Below are 20,229 nucleotides of genomic sequence, written 5' to 3'. Positions count from 1 at the left end.
CTCACCCGCAGGCGCTGCAGGGGCCTCGTCCACCCACCTCGGAGATGGGGATTGTATAGATTTTTCTTTTTAATCCGGGGCAGCTGACGCTGCTGTGGTATCTGGTTCCGTAATCCGTCACAAAGACGTTTCCGCCGCCCACGGTCTCTGCGCAGTATTCGCAGGGGTAGTATTTGGAGCCGTCCTTACTTCTTGCAAATCCAAGGCTGTCAAAGGGGATGCTCCGCACATCGATCTTCAGATGCTTGCAGCCGGCGTTTCTGTGATAGACTGTTCCATGCTCCGTGACATAGACCATCTCTTCCTCGGAGTCTTCGCCGGCCAGTCCTCCGGATATGTCATAGCCGGTCCAGGCGTGCCCATAATACCTGGACTGAACCTTGAATTCCTTAAATCCAATGATAGGAATCAGCGGATGGACCTTGTAATCCACCACTATATCTATGTAGTCGTCTCCCGCCATTATCTTTGATGTCAGAAAACTCAGTCCGGATGCCCCGCCCGTCACACAGCTTTTGTTGACGCTGTCCCCCAGGTATTTTTTTACACTGTGGGATGCGTAAGCCATGTAACCTCCCGCCGCCAGCACGTCTTTGACAAGGGAGTCACCGCCAAGACCAAGGGCATCCTTTCCGGTTTTAATGTCATAGCCCACCAGGGCTATTTCGCTTCCCGTCTGGTGAAGCGCCGCCTCAAGATCCGACTGGACCTTGATGACATTAAAGGCGGTCATAATATTAACGAAGAAGAAAATAAAGAGGGGGAGAACTATCGAGGCTTCCACGGTGATAGAAGCAGATAGGAGCACTTCCTTACTTCTTCTTATCGTCCGGAAAAACGTATCTTCTTTCTTTTTTATTTTTGTTTGGTCTTTTAAAGAAGTGCCCTTATCAGCTTCCATCAGCGCATTACTCCTCATAGCCATAGATTTTGTCCACCTTTGCTTCATATCCGTATCTTGTTCCCACTGTGATCTCCGCCCTGAAAATATCCACGCAGTGATCTATCCGAAATCCGCTGTTGCCGGCGGTTTTTCTGACGTCCATCTCTATGATGTCCATCATCCTTTTTGTCTTAGTTGAAGAATCTGTCATGAAAAGCTTGATCCGCAGGTAGTCCTGATAATATAGCCCCTCTCCCAGGTCTCCTCCCCGAAGAAAGTCCCTGAAAAGAAGCATGTTCAGAAGACTCAGCCTCCAGGTCCTATCGCTCTTTAGGATGGGAACCCTTCCTCCGTCAAAAAGAATATTGAGGTCCGAGATGGACTCTGCGAAGGTCCAGGCAAAAAGAATGGAATACTTAAGGATATCCCTTATCTCAGGCATAAAGAGGATGATGGCCAGGGTATCCGCCAGGAGCTCTGCCTCTTCCACTTTTTCCGAGCAGGAAAAGAGATAGAGCATATTGGAAGCCTCTCTCCAAAAAAGCAGGGTCCAGGCCATGCTCTGAAGATTCTCGTAGTCGCTGCCTTTGCCGTAGATCATATATTCCAGCTGGTACTTAAGAAGGGATTTATCAAGGGTATCCCCGTAGCGGCTGCACTTTTCGTAGTAATACTGCTCCAAAAGAAGCTTCTGGGCATCCGTGGGTCCGCTCTCATCAAGGCCTGTTCCATGGCCCAGCTCCCTGTGGGAGGCCAGTGTTCCAAGGCTGGCTGTAGCGGTAGATATCTTGCTTTTATCAGGAATAGACAGCACCAGTGGTCCCAGGCTTTTAAAACAGTTCACTCCGTCTGCCGGATTTCCCAGGGGAACCTCTTCCTCTTTTCCCTCGTCATTGATGATCTTTGGCGGGATAATGGCATCCAGCTGAGCCTGATTGGCTGCTGCCATAGCCTCCACATCAGTGGAATCAAGGCCTGCGGATGTGAGGTCGCTTAAGTTTTTGAGAACATCGGATAGTAATCCCTCCACAGGCTCAGCCTCCATATAGGCCAGGATCTGGCGGTTCAGCACCGCGCCCTCACCGTCACTGGCAAGGGAAAAGCCGGTGACCTTGGCCTCGTCGCAGTTCATGGAGAGCATAGTGTCAGCTCCTGTGAGCTTACCGACAGCATTTCGCTGAAAGTTCTTGTCCGCATAGTATTTGAGGTGCTCCTCCATTTTTTTTACAGAGCCTTTTCCTGTGCCGTAGGCCATATCCACCATAAGAAGCCCGTATTGGTCGTACAAAGCCCTGCTGTATTCCCCCAGGCAGGAATTCATGGAGATGTCAGCCACGCATTCCGCCTTCATCCTCACTGCCCCGATCCTGGCTCCCTGATAAAGAGCCAGAATAAGTGACAGAATGATCATTATGGACAGTGAAAGGAATACCGTCAGGTAGGCCTTAGCTGATGATCGCACGGGTATCTCTTCTGATCGCTTTAAAGACATCATCCACAATTCCTGAAATCTCTTTCTTGAAAATAATGACAAGACCGATGAGAACTACGATGATAAGGATGACCTCCACTGTTCCCATGCCGTCCTCGTCCTTCCAGAAGTCCTTGAATCTTCTGTAGGCTCCTACTCCAAATGCTCTTGTTCGTAAAATTAAATCATTCATACTTTTTCTCCTTTTTTCTTGTTCTTTTTTATTGTTAAAATGCCATGTATGCGGGAATCATGATGATGACCATCACGATAAGAAGCATAAGCACCATGGGCATCAATAACCTTGTTCCGGCTTCCTCCCCTTCCTTTCTCACCAGGTCAAGCCTGTCGGAAAAGGCTTTTTCCGCTTCGCTTCGAAGCAGGGTAAGAAGCTCGCTGTTTCCTTTTTTCAGATTTTGGGAAAGAAGTGTGCAAAGCCTTGTGTACTGCTGACTTCCACACCTCTGCCCAAGGCTCTCGTAGACTTTTGTCTCCGGAACACCGCTTTTTAGCTCTCTGGCGGACCGAAGGATCTCTTCATAGAGATAGCTCTTGGGGGCTCCGGCCCTTTTCTTTTGCTGATAATTTCTGGCCTGCTTTTCAATGGCTCCACGCATGGTCATGCCGGCCCCCAGATACAGGACCATCTTGGACACAAACTGGGGATACTCCGACAAAAGGGCCTTGGATCTTTCCCGGACCTGCTTGGACAGCTCTCTGTCCTTGATTACGTAGGAGCCCACGGACAGGACCAGCATCATTATGAGAAGCATGAGGCTGTTGTCCTGTGTGTTTTCCTTCCAGATGATCTCTGTCTCACCGTAGCTGCCGGGGAGGGGGATGCTCTCGTCATATTGGGACTCTTTATCCGCATCCTTAAGCTTTCCGTTTATGGACTCCATAAGCTGCTCATAGGGAGTCAGGGTCTTTGGTTTTACATTGGCATAGAGCACCTGCTGAAAGGCATCATCTCCGTAGCTAAAAGTAGCTGTCAGCATCACAGGCTTGCCCCCCGCCGGGATTGCCTCGGTATTAAGACTTCCGTCGTAGTGCATGACTGAATAGTCCTCCACGGTCCAGTCGATCTCGAAGGGATAGCCCTCAAGAACTTCCACCAGATTCAGGTCCTCCGTGACCTCATCAAGAGATGGGTTGCCGCCAAGGATAGCCCCCGGCAGGATCTCCGAGGCCTCTTCAAAAAGGTTTTTTGCCTGGGACGCAGTGTACCTGCGCTCATCCACAGGGAGACTGAACTCCCCGATGACCTCTCCCCCGGGGCTTTCCGCTATCAGCTCCGCATCATAGGAGCCCTCACCGTAGTCCCTTCTAAGGAGCCTTCCCTCGTCATCGATATTGGAGGAAAAAACCACGCTCAGGTGCATCAGCAGCGCCAGAATGCTTCCCGCATTGGCCAAAAGCAGCACCAAACTGAGCTTTCGAATGTAATAGCCGGTCTGGAGACTCCCCATATCCCTGGGGTTATTCAGTTGTCTTAGATTGGTGCGAACAGCTTCCGGCTCCAGGAACCGGAATTTCTTGCTCCCCACCAGCTTTTTGTAGAGAAAGAGAGACATCCTCAAAAGCTCTCTGCTGATGCCGGTTTCATCAATCTCCTCCGGCAGAGTGGTCTTCCTTGCCAAAAACCACAGCGCCACAGAGAGAGCGGGCACCGCTCCGTAAAGAATAGTGATCATGTTTTATTTCCTTTTCTGATTTCAGGCCTTGATATTGACTATCCGCTCGGACATTAGATAAGCAAAGATATAGATGGTCATACACACAGTCATTGCAATGATCCCAAAGAGGTTGTGATACAGCGGGGAAAAGAAATCCCTGCTGGTGAGGCTCACATAGAGGATAATGAAAAAGGGCACGCAGTTCATGATCCTGGCTTCCAGCTTTCTGGCGCTGATCAAAACCTCGATCTCCTTTTCCACCTCCACTCTGGAGGAGATGATCCCGATAGTCCTTTCTATCATCTGTGTCATATTGCCACCATTTCTTTTTGACACAGCAAACACCTCCGCAAAGTCCTGCACATCCCTGTTGAGGCAATCCTCTCCGAATCGAAAGAGCAGGGTTTCTATAGGGATATTGTTTCTTATTCCTTTGTGGATCCTTCCGAGATGCCTGCAGATCAGACTCTTTTTTCCATAGAGAAGCTCCATATCACTCTGTGCTTCCATAAAGGCATTCTCCACGGAATACCCGGCCTTCATGGCCGTAAGTACTGACTGCATGGCATCCCTGAACTGGATTCCAATGAGCCTTATGTCCCTCTCGATCCTTCTTTTTCTCTGGAGGAACACCCATATCAGCATCACGGGAGATACAAACACAACCGCTGTCCAGGAATCGTAAAACAGTCTTCCGAATAAAACTGCAATTCCCACTCCCTGCAGAATCCCCGGGATATCAGCCCGGGTAAATCTAAAGCGTAAGGCCTGCTGCCACAAGCTTCTCCCTCGCCTTAAGATCTCCTTCTTTTTTCCACTCACCTTTTATCCTCCCTGTTTCGTCCGTTCCGGTCTCAACGAACCGAAACAGCGTATTTGTCCTTATTCTTCCCTGCTCGTCAAGGCCGTTCTCAACCTCTCTTATCTCCAGGACCTTCCTGCTTCTGTCCCTGATTCTTCCCAAGTGCACGATAATGTCTATTCCCGCCGCGATCTGCCCTCTGACAGCTGGAAGGGGCAGCTCACCCATTCCCATAAGGCTCATGGTCTCAAGTCTCGACAGCATATCCACTGCACTGTTGGAGTGTCCGGTGGACATGGCCATATGGCCCGTATTCATGGCCTGGAGCATGTCTACGCACTCCCCGCCTCTGACTTCACCCACAATAAGCCAATCCGGGCGCATGCGCAGCGAGGACTTTATAAGGTCTCTGATGCTGATGGGCCTGCAGCCTTCAACGTTGGCATTTCTGGCCTCCATCCGCACCAGATTGGGAACGCCTCTTATCTGAAGCTCCGCGTTGTCCTCTATACTGATTACTCGTAGATCTTTGGGAATATAATCTGACAGTGCATTTAAGAAGGTGGTTTTACCGGAGCCGGTACCACCGGAGATAAAAATGTTATAGCCTGCTTTGATGAGAGTCCCCAGATAGTCCCTGAGTTCCTCTGATAAAGAGCCCAGCTCAAGGAGCCTAGCCATGTTGATGGGCTCATCGGGGAATCGCCTTATGGTTATCACCGGGCCTCCCAGGGCCACGGGATTCAGAACAATGTTGACTCTGGCCCCGTTTTCAAGCCTTGCATCCACTATGGGCGAGGCCTCATTAACCACCCTGTTGCAGGAGGCCACAATCTGCTGAACCACATCCTCCAGCTTTTCTCTGGATTCGAACCTGCCGCCGAAGCGAAAAAGCCGTCCGTCCTTTTCGATAAAAATGTTGTCTGTTCCGTTTACCATGATCTCCGTGACCCTTGGGTCATCGATGAGCTGCTGCAGAACATCCAGCTTTCTGATGGAATGAAAGATCAGGTCTCTCAGTTTTTTCCTGTCACTGACGGACATGGCCAGATTCTTGAAGCTCCCGGACAGTTCCTGATCGATGAGGCCGTACATCTCCTCATCGGAAATATCCTTGGAAAAATCAAGGGATGCCATAACCCTTTCTTTTACTTTTCTTTTGAGCTCCTCAAGACGCGGATCCATTGATCAATCCCTCTCTGCCAAGAAGCTCCTCAATGGCACCTGTGTAGGCGGCCTTTTCTCTGATATCGGGAAGGCTGCATTTCACAAGGCTCTGTTGGATGTCCTCACAGCCGTTCCGGGAAAGGACGTTTTCAAACATCCTCATCCTGTACTTATCCGAGGGCTGGGCTCTGTTCACTGTAAAAATACAGCTGCACATCCTGAGGATATCGTCGAAGCCCTCCGGGTATTCCTTCATGTCTATTAAAATGAATTCGTACCCTGCCTCCCGGGTAAGGAGCTGCGTTAGCTCCGAAAGTCTCTCGCAGGTCACGTCCTTGATCTGCATGGCAGTCTTGGCAGGAGCTATGAAATCCAGCTCTCCGGAGCTCTTTTTTATCCTCTCCAGATACAGGCAGAACTTGTCTTTTTCGCAGTCCGCATAATAGAGAAGATCTGTGATATCCTCCTCCGGCTCCTCCTTGAGAAGCCCTCCCATGGAGGAATAGGTCTCGAAGCTGAGAAGTATCGTTTTTCCCTTCCGGGCCAGTATCTCTCCGGCCTTGATGGCCATGGAGGTCTGTCCGCATCTTGAAAGAGGCGTATAGAATCCGATTATCCTGCTGTTTCCGACTTTGGATCTGGCCCAGAGCCCTCTGAAATCCTCGGGGCTTCTGGAGCACATATCTATGACCGCATGGGCGATCCCCGAAGCCGGCTGGTATTTACTTATATGCTCAACGTGCCTGCCGGTGGGATCCGCCTCTGCCACTGCTCCCGAGAAGCCTTCCTCGTCGAGAACCAGAATGTTTCTGTACTTATCCAGGGCCTTTGCGTCCCACAGCTCATAGTAGCTTTTCTCCGATGCGATAAGAAGATTAACATCCTCGGTCTCTGCAAATTTATCCATAATCAATCGATCGGAAAAAGAATGGATATCAATGCTTAAGTTAATGTGATTTCTGATGTACTCATCAAGGCGTCTCAGATATACGGAATCCGGGTCGCAGATGGCAAGTATCGGCCTACTCATACAAATCCTCCCAAAACAAGTAACGCACTCATCATGACCGGAACGGCGAAATGAATGGTTCTTTGCTTATTTCTTTTAAATATAATGACAAAAAGTGATATGGCTCCTGCAATCAGGAAAGAATATAAGATACAGGAATGTAATTCCTGCAGTGATAAAAAAGATGCTGTCGACATGATCAGCTTAACATCGCCTGCGGCGATACCCTTTAGCATATACACCGGAAGACATACCAGAAATGCCGCAAGGATCGCAAGAAGCGAATTCTCAAAAGCATCCGGTCCCTCCAGAGCTGAGAGTGTAACTCCCGCCACAAGCTGCGGTAAAACCCAGAGGTTGTAGATCTTGTTCCTGGTCAGGTCGGTGATCACCGCCCCCGCAAGGAACACACATAAAATTATTCTGATAAAAATTCGCTCCTTTCGCAAACCGATTTTTATTCCGGAATATTTCGAGCTCGTGAAACCAAATTAGCAGATGAATTTTGCTTTGTAAATAGGGTTTTGACGTTTCATGACTTTGCATAATTAATAATTTGTTCGATTGGTGTTCGATTCCTTTTAAAACAACAAAAAAGCGGACCCCTACGCCACCATCAAACGTTTTAATAGGATTCGCTCTTTGTTATTACGTATATATGTTAATGCAAATGCGCAAAAACATCAATAAAAATTAATAATTTTAAGATTTCTTAAGAAATGTCAGCAAACATAGCCCCTGTTCATGGAAGATGCAGCTATACTCTCGTTCAGAGCGCTTTTTCCATAAGTAAGACCCGCATATACGGTCTGGATGTTGTCCATCATGGGAGGCGTGGTGTCGAACTTCTCAAGCTCTGTATAGGCTTCGTGAAGAGCTCTGATATTTCTTTTAACTCTCCAGATCTTGTTCATGCTTCCTGTGGCCCCTGCCACCACAAGCTCTTTTTTGGAAAAAAGATAAATCTTGTGGAGCTGCTTTGCCAGTTCGAATCTAAGGTCCAGGGACCTTATGAGTTCGTCCAGACAGCTCTGGGCCTTATCCAGGCTGGTTATGGCATCATCTCTTTTTCCGATAGCCAGAGCATCTATGGCATCATCGGCATAGCAGATGAGGATCTCGTAAAGTATGGTTATCATCTGGGTCTTATTGGCACCGGATATTCTTAAGGTAAATTCCTGTTTCTTTTCAGAGGTCATATGCACTACTCCTTTTACTGAAGAAGCTGAAGGACCTGGGAAGGTCTTTCGTTTGCCTGGGCCATCATGGATGTTCCTGCCTGGGAGAGAACCTGCTGGGTTGAGTAAACCGTCATTTCCTCTGCCATGTCTACGTCCATGATTCGTGAGTACGCTGCTGTCATATTTTCAACTGTGATATCAAGACTTGATGTGGTGTGCTCCAGTCTGTTCTGATATGCTCCCAGTCGGCTTCTGATGGAGCTGATGTCTGAGAGGGCATCCTTTACACTCTGGATGGCCTGTCTGGCACCTATGGGGTTGGCCATATCAAGGTTGTAGATTCCCAGGGTTGTAAGATTGACTGCGGGAATCCTGATGTCAATGGTCTGTCCCTCGTTGGCTCCCACCTGCATGGTCATGGCGCCTGTGGCTGTGAGCTCTATGTCGATATCGCCGTTAAAGGCCTCGTCTATCTGGATCTGGATCTTTTTACCTGTGCTGTCCTTAAGTGTCAATACATCTTCTTTGATGCTGGCCTGCATGCCGTTGGGCATGTAGTCGTTGCCCTTTTCATCATAGATATGAATGTTGTTTTCGCTGTTATTTTCAAAAAAGATACCGTTTTTATCTACATCAGTTGAACCCTTCAGGTGTGCGTAAGAAACATCGATACCGGTTATCTTGTATTTGCCGGCGTCTATGGCATCGGAGTAGCTGCTTACCTTGATCTTGGGATTGGTGTCGCCGTTTACCGTTGCATAGGCTCTAAGGTCAAAGGAACCGTCAAGGATGTTCTGGCCGTTGAACTGTGTGGTCTCTGACATTCTGACAATCTCGTCTTTAAGAAGTGTTACCTCTTCCTGAATTGTCTCTCTGTCGCTTTCTGTCAGCGTATCGTTACTTGCCTGAATCGCCAGCTGGTTCATTCTCTGAAGGATTTCGTGGATTTCAGATAAGGTTCCGTCCGCCACCTGTACAATTGAGATGGCGTCATTTGCTGAGTTTCCGGCAACTCCAAGGCCCTCTATCTGGGAATTCATACGTCTTGACATGGCCAGGCCCGAAGGATTGTCCTTGGCGTTGACGATTTTAAGTCCGCTGGATAGTCTCTCCAGAGATTCTGATAAGAGCTTGTCGTTTCTCTGAAGGGAGTTATTAGCCACCATTGCAGATACGTTGTAATTGATCTTCATTTCTACCTCGTTTCTATAAAGCTTCAAGGAAAGCTTTTGCCATTTTCAGAAGGGTTCCGGTTTCTGTAATATTCTTTAAGTTGCCATCCGTGGCATTAGCTGAAGCCGCGCCTGAGTTTACAGGCTGTATCTGCGCGTGGTAAAGGATCGCTATTTTATCTTGGCCCACACCAAATTCCCTTATTTTCTCTGCCAATTTGTCGCACATTTTACGTCTAACGGTTTCTAAATATTCAGTTTCCTCGCTGCCCGGGCTGTTAGTCGTTGTCAGCATTCCGGCTATCATGCCGCCCTCTTCGTAGAGGGTTGCGGTGATAAGTCCGTACTCATAGGTCTGAACACTAGCTTCCATCCGTGATTTTTGTGTGTCATCACTTCTTAAGGTGATGTGCATTGAAATCTTTTGCCCGTCTATCTCTGCAGGTACGTCAAAGCTTCCTCTTTCGGAACTCTGACTCATGACGGTCAGCTGCTTTTGCATGAGCTTTATGCTCTTGACGTCGATATAGGAATCCTCCGTCTGCTCAAGCACTTCGGTGAGTTTGTCGGAGATAGAGGATAAGGTGCTTCTATAGGTTTCCCCGTAGTCGTCGTCACCGAGAGCCTCTGCCAGCAAGCTCTGCTCTCTTGTCACCTCATCTTTTCCCAGATCTTCCGTCTTATCCCAAATGCTTCCGCTGCGTCTGTCACGCCTGTTGGAAATCATAGCCTCTATGTTGCTTAAGGTGACATCAAGACCGAGCACATTCAGCTCATCCACTGCTCCGGCCGCCGCCTTAGAAGATGCTATGTTCCTTATTTCATTGACCTGCTGCCTGTAAAACTCATTGTCCAGTTCCCGATCCTCGTATGCATTTTCCAGCCTGTCTGCAAGGTCGTTTAAAAGAGTCTGAGCATTAGGTTTTACCTGCGATAGTTTTTCAGGTTCAAGATTCTCATATACTATATCGGCTTTGGCACTATAATATCTGAAGGCCAAATTGATCTGTTCATCAATTTTTTTTGCGCCATCTGTCCCGGCCGCTTCCAGACCGCCAAAGCTATCATCTACAGTAAAATCAAGGCCTCTTCTCGCCGTCCGCTGGGTTCTTGTGGCGGATAAAAGATTTTCCAGAGTCATGTCACGGCCTGTCTTAAGCACAGCGCCTATGGCCTGATAATCTCCTGCCTTGATGGTGGAAAAAAGTCTGTAGATTCCGATAAAAGAGGTTTTTTCCTCCTGGGTTATATTCTTTTGCTTTTCAAGCTTGTAGATAAATCTCGAGTATTTCTCGTCGCCGCCGGAATTACCCTTGTTGCCGCCGTCCTTTGAAAGGTTCTGGTCCAGGGCCTGCCCCAGCTCTTCCAGGGTCATGGAAAGAGGGTTCTTGCCATCCCTTATAAGATCAAGGACTGCGCCGGGTTTGAGCCTGTCCAGAGTTGCTTTAAGGGTCTGATCCCAGCTCTTTATCTTCTCTATATTATCTTTGGTGATCTCCATGCTGTTGTAGCCAAGTATCCTCACCGCACGTCTGTTGTCTTCGTTTACTTCTTCGCCGTTTTCCTTAAGAAGCTCATCGACATTGCCAAAGGCCTTCTTTATGCTGTCTCCCAGATCTGAGCGAACCTGGGTGGAAAGAGGCTCGTAGCTCTTCCGGGCTTTGGTATAGGAAAGGGTGAGCCGCTGGGATACTGTGCTGATCTCGGAGAGGGTTGCGCTCTCCAGGTCGTCTCCCATGGCGCCGGTTACATCGATGGGTCCAGTCTTTATCACGTTTACTCTGGAGATGGTCAGGGTCATGACCTGGGACTGAACCTTTTTATCAACTCCCGTTATCTCATCCAGGGCTATACCTGCGGTCTCGTCTGACATATTTCCAAGGATGCTCTTCAAATGGTCGATGAGATCCTGCATTGGGGCTGTGTCGATGGAGAAGCCGCTGGAAAGGAGCTGTCTGTTGGCCTCCACTGTCATCTTCATGCGGACTTCCTCAAGCTGAAGTCTCGCCTTGATAAAACGAGGATCCTGATCATCCACTGCGGTGGCTGTAGTATCGCCGCTTTGATATGCCCTTGTTTCCTGATCGAGATTTTTTATGTTGATCTCTTTTCCATAGGCTATTGCTCTCTTGATTCCCTCAGGAGTTATCTGTCTTGTGACCCTCTGGAGGTTCTTAGCCTTGGTAAAAAAGCTCTCTCTGTCACAGATATCTGCGCTGGTAACCTTCTTGTAATCCGCCTTGGCTGCGGCTATGGCGTCGGCTGCGGTCTCTTCTGTTACAGGAAATTCCAGGTGTCTGAGTTTATCCGCCGCTGTGAGATTCTCGGGAGTAAGGGGGATTCCCTGCTCCACGATCCATTTTGCGGTATCCTTCACATCCTCTTTTGATGCGTCAAGTCCCGCTTCCTCAATGATCCTGTCTATCTGGGGAGCCAGCTGCTGCCAGTCGTATTCCTCGGACTTCTGAGCGTAATAGCCGCCCATCTCCTGGACATAGAAGCCTCGTGCTGTCCTGTCCATGCCGTTGGTGCTGTGGGCTGCGAAGTAGAGATTTTCTATGGTGGGCTCCATTTTGTTCAGCACCATGAACTTGACAGCGCTGTCACTTAGCTCCGTCATGTCCTTTATCTCGTCATAGGCCACCTTGGCTGCCTTGACGTTCTCTGAGGTCACAGGGACATCATTATCATGAAAGCTCTTCTGGATAGCGGAGGCAAAAGCTTCACTGCCGGTAATGCGGGTAAGCTTTTCAAGGCTGAGGTCATCATTGTAGCCTGTGATCTCAACTCCGGATTCCAGGAGCACACTCTTTATTTTGTCTACGATTGTAACTGTTTCCGAAGGGTCTGTTTCCCTTAGATCAAATCCATCCTTGGAGGCCCTTGCAAAGTCCTCCGCCGACATGGTATTTGAAAGGAGCGCCATATAGTTATGCTGCGTCAGAACATCCGTGTTCTGTGCCATCTGACTCAGATCCTCAAGGCTTCTTGTCTTTTTGGTATAAGCTTCGTTTCCGAAAAGACTGCTTTCGAGGTCCACCTGGCAGGTAGCTGAGCCATCTATAGCATAGCTCCCGATCTTGTTGTAGGAAGGCCTCTGGAACTCCATCCCTGAAGTGTTCATGTTCTGGGCCACCTTCTGATCGGATACAGTATTAAAAGTTATGTTCATATACGCCTCATAATTTCTTAGCAAAACAATAGAAGGTGATGAACCTATCATTCATCACCTTCTATTTCGGCTTATGCCGCTAAATTCTTAACTGTTTATTTTTTCTTGGTTGAAGTGGTCTTTTTGGCCGCTGCCTTCTTGGCGGGAGCCTTGGCTGCAGCCTTCTTTTCAGGCTCCGGCTTCACTTCCTTTACTTCTTTAACTTCTTCCTTGGCCTTTTCCTTCAGCTCGGGATTCTGGAAAACGAATACCTCTGCTCCGTAGGGAGGAAGGTCAAAGGTCAGGCTGTAATCCTTGTAGTCGCAAAGACCTGGCTGAGCCTTGATCTTGGCGGGGATTCCTGTTCCCATGCCGCCGAAGCGCTCCTCGGCGCTGTCCAGGATATGTGTATAGGTTCCGGCGAAGGGAACACCAACCATGAAGCCCTTGCGCTCCACGGGGGTCATGTTGATGACAAAAAGGATGTTGTCCTTGCCGTTACTTGCTCTTCTGTAGAAGCTGTAGGTGCTGCGCTCCTTGTCGTCTGCATTGATCCACTCGAATCCGCCCCAGTCGTTGTCAATCTCGTACAGGGCAGGATACTTACGGTAGATCTGAAGGAGGTTGGCCACATAGTCCTTCATTCCTCTGTTGAGAGGGTTGGCAAGAAGGAACCAGTCAAGTTCTCTCTTTTCACTCCACTCGCGCTCCTGGCCGAAATCCTGGCCCATGAAAAGGAGCTTTTTGCCGGAGTGGCCGAACATGAATGTGTAGCCGGCGCGGAGGTTGGCATACTTATCAACCTGATAGCCGGGCATCTTCTCAAGCATGGAGCACTTAAGATGAACCACCTCGTCATGAGAAAGAGGCAGGATGTAGTTCTCTGCGTCATTGTAGCTCATGGCAAAGGTCATCATGTAATGAGCGCCCTGTCTGAAGTATGGATCCAGCTTCATGTACTCGCAGAAGTCATGCATCCATCCCATATTCCATTTGAATGCAAAGCCAAGACCGTCGTCCTCGGGTCTTGCTGTAACCTTGGGCCATGCTGTGGATTCCTCGGCGATGGTAAGGACCTCAGGATAGGTTCCTCTTACAACGCTGTTGAAATGTTTGAAGAATTCGATGGCTTCAAGGTTCTTGTTGTCGCCGTATTTATTGGGTACCCACTGGCCGTCCTTCTTGCCGTAGTCCAGGTAAAGCATGGAAGCTACCGCGTCTACACGAAGGCCGTCGATGTGGAATTTTCTGATCCAGTAAAGAGCGTTGGCGATAAGGAAGTTCCTTACCTCGTTCTTCTCAAGGTTGAAGATCTTGGTTCCCCAGTCGGGATGCTCTCCCTTTCTTGGGTCCGGATGCTCGTAGATGCAGGTGCCGTCGAAGCAGGCAAGGCCGAACTCGTCAGGGCAGAAGTGAGCGGGAACCCAGTCAAGGATAACGCCGATGCCTGCCTTGTGGAGCTTGTTCACAAGGTACATGAAATCTGTAGGCTCGCCGTATCTGGCTGTGGGAGCATAGTATCCGGTTACCTGATATCCCCAAGATCCGTCAAAAGGGTGCTCCGCAATACCGATGAGCTCGATATGGGTGTACTGCATCTCCTTGAGATACTCAACGATCCTGTCTGCAAACTGTCTGTAGGTGTAAAAACCGTCCTCGGTTCCGTCAGGATGCTTCATCCAGGAACCAATGTGGCACTCGTAAATAGCAATGGGAAGACGATTAACATCTTTTCCCCTGATGCTGTCATACCATTTCTCATCAGACCACTTGAATCCGGAAAGATCTGTGGTTCTGGAGGCGTTGCCGGGACGAAGCTCAGCGTAATTGGCATATGGATCTGCCTTGTAGAGCTTCCTGCCGTCCTGGGTGGTGATCATATATTTGTAGAGCTCTCCGATGCCGACTCCCGGAATAAAAAGTGTCCAGATATTGCCGGTCTTGGAGCGCTGCATCTGATGTGCGTTCTCATCCCAATGATTGAAGTTGCCCACAACGTGAACATCTGCGGCATTGGGTGCCCACACTGCGAAGAAATAGCCTTTTTTGCCATTCTCCTCTGAAGGATGTGCTCCTAATTTCTCGTAAATCTCGTAATGAGTTCCCTGTCCAAAAAGATACTCATCAGCCTCTGATATAAAAACTTTCTGACTCATATTTTTTCCCCCTCGGTCAAAAGTCATTATAATTCTTTAATGCAAAAAGTCTTTTTCTCGTAAGATGACCATGTCATTCTCGTCGTAGCGCTTGTTGACGATGATATCCATGAAGTGTCCCACGGACTTCTTCTCAGCGTAGTAAATGGCGTCATCTATGATGTCCTTGACCTCTGAAACCGTTACCTCATGGTCAAGGGTCTGTCTCTCGGAGATCTTGGTGTGAAGCGCAAGAATACCGAGATTATCTATAGCGTACTCTTTTTCAAGAGCATACTGTCTTGCATAGGCAACCAGCGAATCGTCGTCCAGAGCCTCGATATCGACTCTGGCATTAAAGCACTGGTTAAGAGACGGGTTCTTGTCAAGGAATTTGTCCATATCCTCTCTGGTATCTTCCATGACGATTATAAGACCCTTGTTCTCTTCCTGAAGAACCTTGAGCAGCTCGCTCACTGTCTCAGGAAGAAGGTCTGCCGCTCTCTGGATGATAAGCGCACCGTTGGCAAGCTTGTCAAAAATGGTTCCGACACTCTTCTTGTTCAGGGTGTTGGCTGTTATCTTGGCCACCTTGCCGCTGAAGTTGGAGTCGGAGGCCTGAATGGCCTTGATAAGTCCCTTGGCCAGATTAACAGTGCCTGCGCCCTCCTCACCGGTTACAATGGCATTGCCGGAAAAGGCGTCCATGCTCAGATTATCAATGGCGTTGATGATCTGTCTTCTGGATTTCTTGTGATGGATATAGGGGCCAAAGAGCTCTTTCTCCTCAGGAGTCATGGTCCTTACGCGCTCCTCCATCTCACGGTTGCCGATGTGGTGCTTCCTGGAGTCTTTGTGCTTCTTATCCTTTTTATTTTTTTCTTTATTGTCTTCAGTGCTATCCTCGGTGCTGTCCTTGGATGCTTCCTCGGAAGCAGGCTCGTCTTTGGATTCTGCGTTCTCTTCGGAATCGGTCTCATCCTGGGATTTATCTGTTTCTTCCAGGGATTCGTCTGCTTTTTCCTCGGAGTCCTCTGTTTTTTCCTCAGATGCGTCCTCTGCCTGATCTTCTGCCTCAGAAGTCTCTTCTGCTACATCTTCTGCTGCGTCTTCTGCAGGCTCAGCCTCTGTCTCAGGTTCTGTTGCTGTATCAGGCTCCTCCTGGGGCTGCGCTGCTGTATCCTCAGCCTCGGCATCCTGGATTTCTTCCTCTACCTCAGGGATCTCGCGGGTATCGGTCTCCTCCTCGATGGGTGCCTCTCCCGGGAATACCTCCTCCAGGCCGTCATCTGCGTCCTCAATGTTCTCGCTGTCAAAAACTTCCGCCACAGCGTCATTGATCACATCCTCGTTATTGCGTGACCAGTCGCCTCTTCCGGAAGCCTTGTCATGGCGCTCCTTCTTGATGGCATCGCTGATGGCCTTCTCAATTTTCTCCTGAAGGCCTGCCTTGGTCTTTTCATCGAAGTCAGCAAACATGTCGCCGGTCTCGTCGGCAACTCTCTTTTTAACTCGCTCAAACTGCTTCTGCTGCTGATTCTTCTTGAACTGTTCCCAGTTCTCCATATATTCTGCAATACTGATCTGGCCTGTGATCTGTTTCTCAACCATAGGCTCGGGTTCAACCGCCAGACTGATCTGACCGTCGGATTCCTGGGCGAGAATTCTCTCAAAGTGTGAAGGCATCTGGTAGCTGGCGTTAGGGTGGATAACGGCTCCGGGCACTTCATCCTCAAGGGGCTTCTCTTCATAAACCGCAGGTCCAAAGGCTGTCTGCACAGGTGGCAGCTCTTTTGTATTGCGCTCTTCTACGTAAGCCTTGAATTTAACTGTATCGTTGGTACGAAGCTCCGCAAAATCGGGCTGATCGTCCTCTTCTTCGTCGATCTGGTCATAGTTATCCTTGGCTTCTCCCAGGATAGGACCGTTGCCGCCGAATTTGATATCTATTCCAAGCTCAGGAGCTGTGGGAATGTCCTGAGTCTGTGTGTCGAAAAATACTTCCTGAATGCCACCTGCAGGTGCATCGGATACCGCTGAAGTAACAGGAGAAAAGGCTCTTGTCTCAGAATCCTTGTCATCATAGATCTCAGCGGTGTCGCGCTTAACAGGGTTCTGGTCCTGAACAGGCTCATAGATCCTGGTGTCGTCGCTGATCTTACCCTCGGCAAAGGCCTCTTTAAGCCCCTGGGCCAGGGTCTCCTGAAGGTTCATGGTGTTGTAATCACTGATATCTACAGAAGGCTCCTTGATCTCGCTGATATGAGGATATCTGATCTGATAGGGATCGTACTCGGGCTCAGGCTCTGCAGTCTCCTGCCGGCTGCTCTCAGCCATGGCCTGCTCCTGGGTGATGACCTCGCTGACAGACTCAAACTCCGCTGTGTCAGGCTCTGCCGGAAGCTCCGGATCCTGGTATGTGCCTTCGTTATAGGCCTTTATCACCTCATCCGTAACGGGAGGCATCTCCTTGGTGGGCTGCTTGATCTCTATGGTGCCGGTCTCGTCCTTGCCGACTTCGTCCTTTTCATTGACGATGGTGGCATCAACCTGGCCGCCGTGGGCTGCCTTGAGTCTTGCATATCTGTCCTGCTGCTCCGGTGAAAGAGGCTCGTGAAGGGCCTTGAGTTCCAGAGCCTTCATGACATATCTGCCCTCGCCGAACCACAGGAACATCTCATCACATTCCTCGATACATTCTGTGGTCAGACCCACACGATGATAAAGATACGCAAGTTCATATGCCCATCTTTCCCTGTAATCGTGCTTCTTATATTCCTCAAGTACAGCTATTCTCTCCTCAAGACTTACGTCCTGGGCCTCGTACAGCTTGTACTGAAGTATGTATCTTCCGGTGTCTCGCGGTGCTATCCTTACAAATTCCTTGTAATACTCAACCGCCTGAACGAACTCGCCCATTTTGATGGCCAGCTCGCAAAGAGAATAAACGATGGCTCTCCCCGTAGGGTGCCTGTCATAAGCCATAAGGAGAATATCCCTGCTCTCCTCGTAGCGTCTGTTGATCTTATATAAATCGCTGATGGTGCAGAGCATCGCAACGCTCTTAACACGCTTCCAATCAATGGTGTCAGCGATCTTTACTGCATCGGCATACTTGCCTTCCCCAATCAGAGCCTTGATCTCATCGGCTCGGATTTTATACTCGACTTTATCCAAAATATCCACCCTTTTTTAGTAAAAAAAATTATGATACGAATTCATAATGAGGATCATGCAAGCATGACCACATTATGACCTTTGTCCCCTATCATAATACTATATATAGTGCTAGTTTATCATAGCACACTATCTTTGTAAAATATCTGAGAGCATTGCAAACTGCTCTAATGTAAGGACTTCACCCCTTGCCCTTTCGTCGATCCCCATCTCTGTGAGGGCATCCTGAACCTGCTGCCTGGAAACACCCAGCTGCGGGTTGCCGGAAAGAGAATTGGACAGTGTCTTTCTTCTCTGGTTAAAAGCGGTCCTGATAATGTCAAAAAGGAGCTTCTCGTCCTTAACACTCACCTTGGGCTCCTGATAGCGCCTTAAGTGCACCACTGCGGAACCAACTCCCGGCTGCGGGATAAAAGAGCTGGGAGGAACATCCATAACCTCTGAGGCCTCGGCATAAAACCCAACTGCCAGGGAAAGCGCTCCGTAGTCCTTGCTTCCGGGGCCCATGCTCATGCGGTCCGCCACTTCCTTCTGAACCATGACGGTGACGCTCTCGATGGGAGCACCGCTCTCAAAAAGCTTCATGATAATGGGAGTTGTGATGTAGTAGGGAAGATTGGCCACCACTTTGATGGGCCTTCCCTCGTTGTAGGTATTGACTATCTCCTCTATATCCACCTTGAGGACGTCCTCGTTGATGACGGTGACATTGTCATATTCTGAAAGAGTGTCCGCAAGAACCGGCATCAGAGTCTTGTCGATCTCCACAGCCACCACCTTTTTGGCGCTGTCTGCAAGATACTGGGTCAGGGTTCCGATTCCCGGTCCAATCTCCAGAACGCAGTCGCTGTCTGTGACTCCGGCGGCCTCCACAATGCCTTCCAGTGTGCCGTTATCTATGAGGAAGTTCTGGCCGAACTTCTTCTTGGCACTCATATTGAATTTAGTCAGGACCTCTTTTGTCCTGGCGGCGTTACCTAAATATGCCATTATTAACCTCTTTTATATTCCATACATTCGTCTGGCGTTATCAAGCGTGATGCGCTGAACCTCTTCCTCGGAGATGCCCTTGATGGCGGCTATCTCTTTTACCACGTGGGGAAGGTAGGTTGAATTGTTCCTCTTGCCGCGGTAGGGCTCGGGAGCAAGGTAGGGACAGTCCGTCTCAAGAAGGATCCTGTCCATGGGGGTCACATCCACAACCTCTCTCAGCTTCCTGCCGTTCTTAAAGGTGATGACTCCGCCAACTCCTATATAAAAGCCCATGTTAAGGCAAACCTTGGCGATCTCTGCAGAGTAGGAAAAACAGTGAACCACGCCGCCAATCTCCTCGGCATGGGCCTCCTTCATGGTATTCACCGTATCCTCTGCGGCATCCCTGGAATGAATGATAACGGGAAGCCTCTTCTCTCTGGCAAGGTCCAGCTGCCTAAGAAACCATTTCTTCTGAACGTCCTTGCCGGGCTCGGGCCAGTGATAATCAAGACCGATCTCTCCGATGGCTACACATCTGCCGTCATCGCTCCACTCTCTAAGCAGTTCGAAATTGTCCTCATTGAGCTCCGCGGAGTCGCTGGGATGCACTCCCACAGCGGCATAGACAAAATCATATTTATGTGCCAGTTCCAAGGTCCTCCTGGTAGTATCCAGGTTGGCACCTACATTTACAATATATCCGATCCCCGCATCCTTCATGGACGCCAGGAGCTGTTCTCTATCTTCATTAAACCTCTCATCATCATAATGAGCATGTGTATCAAAAATCATATTTTCCTCCAAGTTACCATATATAAAATATCACAAAATACGTACAAATCACAGTATTTATGTGGGATGAATTGCAATCTGACATAAGTAAAAACACTCTGTAAAGGTGGTTTTATGTCAAATCAACGGAAACTTTTAAAAAAGGTTTGGTCTCCAAAGCATGTAAAACACTGGCTTTTCTAAAAAACTAATAAAAAAATTAAAATTTTTTCAAAAAAGTGCTTGCAATCTCCTTCTGGGCGTAGTATAGTATCACTTGTCGTTAAGACATGGCCACCGCCGCTAAATAATAAATGCGCTGCTAGCTCAGTTGGTAGAGCACCTGACTCTTAATCAGGTTGTCCAGGGTTCGAGACCCTGGCAGCGCACGCCGAGTACTGTTTTCATAGGTATATCCTATGGGGATGGTACTTTTTTTCGCGTTAAAGTGAGCCACGCAAGACAAAATAAGCATATGGAGGTTCCGGGGGAGTTTACTCACCAAGGAACTTCCATATGCTTATTTTGATTTATGCGGCGAACGCCGCGTAAATGAGGAATTTGCCCTCAGGCAAATTCCGAATCTTGCGTGGCTTACTTTATCGCGAAAAAACGCGGAAACCACAACCAATGCCGCGACAACGAGGAATCTGCTCCTC

Annotated in this window: 15 protein-coding genes and 1 tRNA gene; 1 reads left to right on the top strand and 15 read right to left on the bottom strand. The window is 48.9% G+C overall.

The window, feature by feature from the left end; translation table 11 throughout:
* Nucleotide 1: 1 nt before the first annotated feature.
* The 15 genes from T359_RS21690 to T359_RS0112530 all read right to left on the bottom strand — a co-directional run bounded on the left by T359_RS21690 (nucleotide 2) and on the right by T359_RS0112530 (nucleotide 19,591).
* Nucleotides 2-925, bottom strand: a complete 924-nt coding sequence (locus T359_RS21690; protein WP_155840118.1) for a TadE/TadG family type IV pilus assembly protein — start codon at nucleotides 923-925, stop codon at nucleotides 2-4.
* Complete coding sequence (locus tag T359_RS0112595) at nucleotides 909-2,345, bottom strand: DUF5702 domain-containing protein (protein ID WP_026517796.1); 1,437 nt, start codon at nucleotides 2,343-2,345, stop codon at nucleotides 909-911. The genes T359_RS21690 and T359_RS0112595 overlap by 17 nt, the downstream gene beginning before the upstream one ends.
* A complete protein-coding gene (locus tag T359_RS23060; protein ID WP_035784399.1) occupies nucleotides 2,329-2,547 on the bottom strand; it encodes a Flp1 family type IVb pilin in 219 nt (72 codons plus the stop codon). The genes T359_RS0112595 and T359_RS23060 overlap by 17 nt, the downstream gene beginning before the upstream one ends.
* 34 nt (nucleotides 2,548-2,581) lie before the next feature.
* A complete protein-coding gene (locus tag T359_RS0112585) occupies nucleotides 2,582-4,048 on the bottom strand; it encodes a type II secretion system F family protein (RefSeq protein WP_026517795.1) in 1,467 nt (488 codons plus the stop codon).
* 21 nt (nucleotides 4,049-4,069) lie between these two features.
* Nucleotides 4,070-4,852, bottom strand: a complete 783-nt coding sequence (locus tag T359_RS0112580) for a type II secretion system F family protein (protein ID WP_155840117.1) — start codon at nucleotides 4,850-4,852, stop codon at nucleotides 4,070-4,072.
* Nucleotides 4,785-6,017: a CpaF family protein gene (locus T359_RS0112575; RefSeq protein ID WP_026517793.1), complete on the bottom strand. Its 1,233-nt coding sequence runs from the start codon at nucleotides 6,015-6,017 to the stop codon at nucleotides 4,785-4,787. Before T359_RS0112575 ends, T359_RS0112580 begins: the two co-directional genes overlap by 68 nt.
* The gene (locus T359_RS0112570) at nucleotides 6,001-7,029 is read right to left on the bottom strand and encodes a hypothetical protein (RefSeq protein ID WP_026517792.1); all 1,029 of its coding nucleotides are present in this window, start codon (nucleotides 7,027-7,029) and stop codon (nucleotides 6,001-6,003) included. The genes T359_RS0112575 and T359_RS0112570 overlap by 17 nt, the downstream gene beginning before the upstream one ends.
* Entirely contained in the window at nucleotides 7,026-7,457 is a 432-nt protein-coding gene (locus T359_RS21685; RefSeq protein ID WP_242839091.1) for an A24 family peptidase, read from the bottom strand. The genes T359_RS0112570 and T359_RS21685 overlap by 4 nt, the downstream gene beginning before the upstream one ends.
* Before the next feature lie 273 nt (nucleotides 7,458-7,730).
* Nucleotides 7,731-8,207 (bottom strand): flagellar export chaperone FliS, encoded by a 477-nt coding sequence (locus T359_RS0112560; protein ID WP_026517791.1) that lies wholly within the window; start codon nucleotides 8,205-8,207, stop codon nucleotides 7,731-7,733.
* A gap of 14 nt (nucleotides 8,208-8,221) precedes the next feature.
* Nucleotides 8,222-9,382 (bottom strand): flagellin N-terminal helical domain-containing protein, encoded by a 1,161-nt coding sequence (locus T359_RS0112555; RefSeq protein WP_026517790.1) that lies wholly within the window; start codon nucleotides 9,380-9,382, stop codon nucleotides 8,222-8,224.
* Between the two features lie 13 nt (nucleotides 9,383-9,395).
* The gene (locus T359_RS0112550) at nucleotides 9,396-12,533 is read right to left on the bottom strand and encodes a DUF6240 domain-containing protein (protein ID WP_026517789.1); all 3,138 of its coding nucleotides are present in this window, start codon (nucleotides 12,531-12,533) and stop codon (nucleotides 9,396-9,398) included.
* 95 nt (nucleotides 12,534-12,628) lie between these two features.
* Nucleotides 12,629-14,668, bottom strand: a complete 2,040-nt coding sequence (gene glgB / locus T359_RS20285; protein WP_081795570.1) for a 1,4-alpha-glucan branching protein GlgB — start codon at nucleotides 14,666-14,668, stop codon at nucleotides 12,629-12,631.
* A 36-nt stretch (nucleotides 14,669-14,704) separates the two neighbouring features.
* The gene (locus tag T359_RS0112540) at nucleotides 14,705-17,824 is read right to left on the bottom strand and encodes a hypothetical protein (RefSeq protein WP_026517788.1); all 3,120 of its coding nucleotides are present in this window, start codon (nucleotides 17,822-17,824) and stop codon (nucleotides 14,705-14,707) included.
* 129 nt (nucleotides 17,825-17,953) lie between these two features.
* Complete coding sequence (rsmA, locus tag T359_RS0112535; protein WP_026517787.1) at nucleotides 17,954-18,814, bottom strand: 16S rRNA (adenine(1518)-N(6)/adenine(1519)-N(6))-dimethyltransferase RsmA; 861 nt, start codon at nucleotides 18,812-18,814, stop codon at nucleotides 17,954-17,956.
* A gap of 12 nt (nucleotides 18,815-18,826) precedes the next feature.
* A complete protein-coding gene (locus T359_RS0112530) occupies nucleotides 18,827-19,591 on the bottom strand; it encodes a TatD family hydrolase (protein ID WP_026517786.1) in 765 nt (254 codons plus the stop codon).
* Between the two features lie 295 nt (nucleotides 19,592-19,886).
* On the opposite strand from T359_RS0112530, the gene T359_RS0112525 reads away from it, so the two are divergent.
* A tRNA-Lys gene (locus T359_RS0112525) sits at nucleotides 19,887-19,959 on the top strand.
* Nucleotides 19,960-20,229: the final 270 nt, after the last annotated feature.

Origin of the sequence: Butyrivibrio sp. MC2021, assembly GCF_000621605.1 — a bacterium.
Classification (GTDB): domain Bacteria; phylum Bacillota; class Clostridia; order Lachnospirales; family Lachnospiraceae; genus Butyrivibrio.
This window is presented reverse-complemented; position numbering and strand designations above follow the sequence as displayed.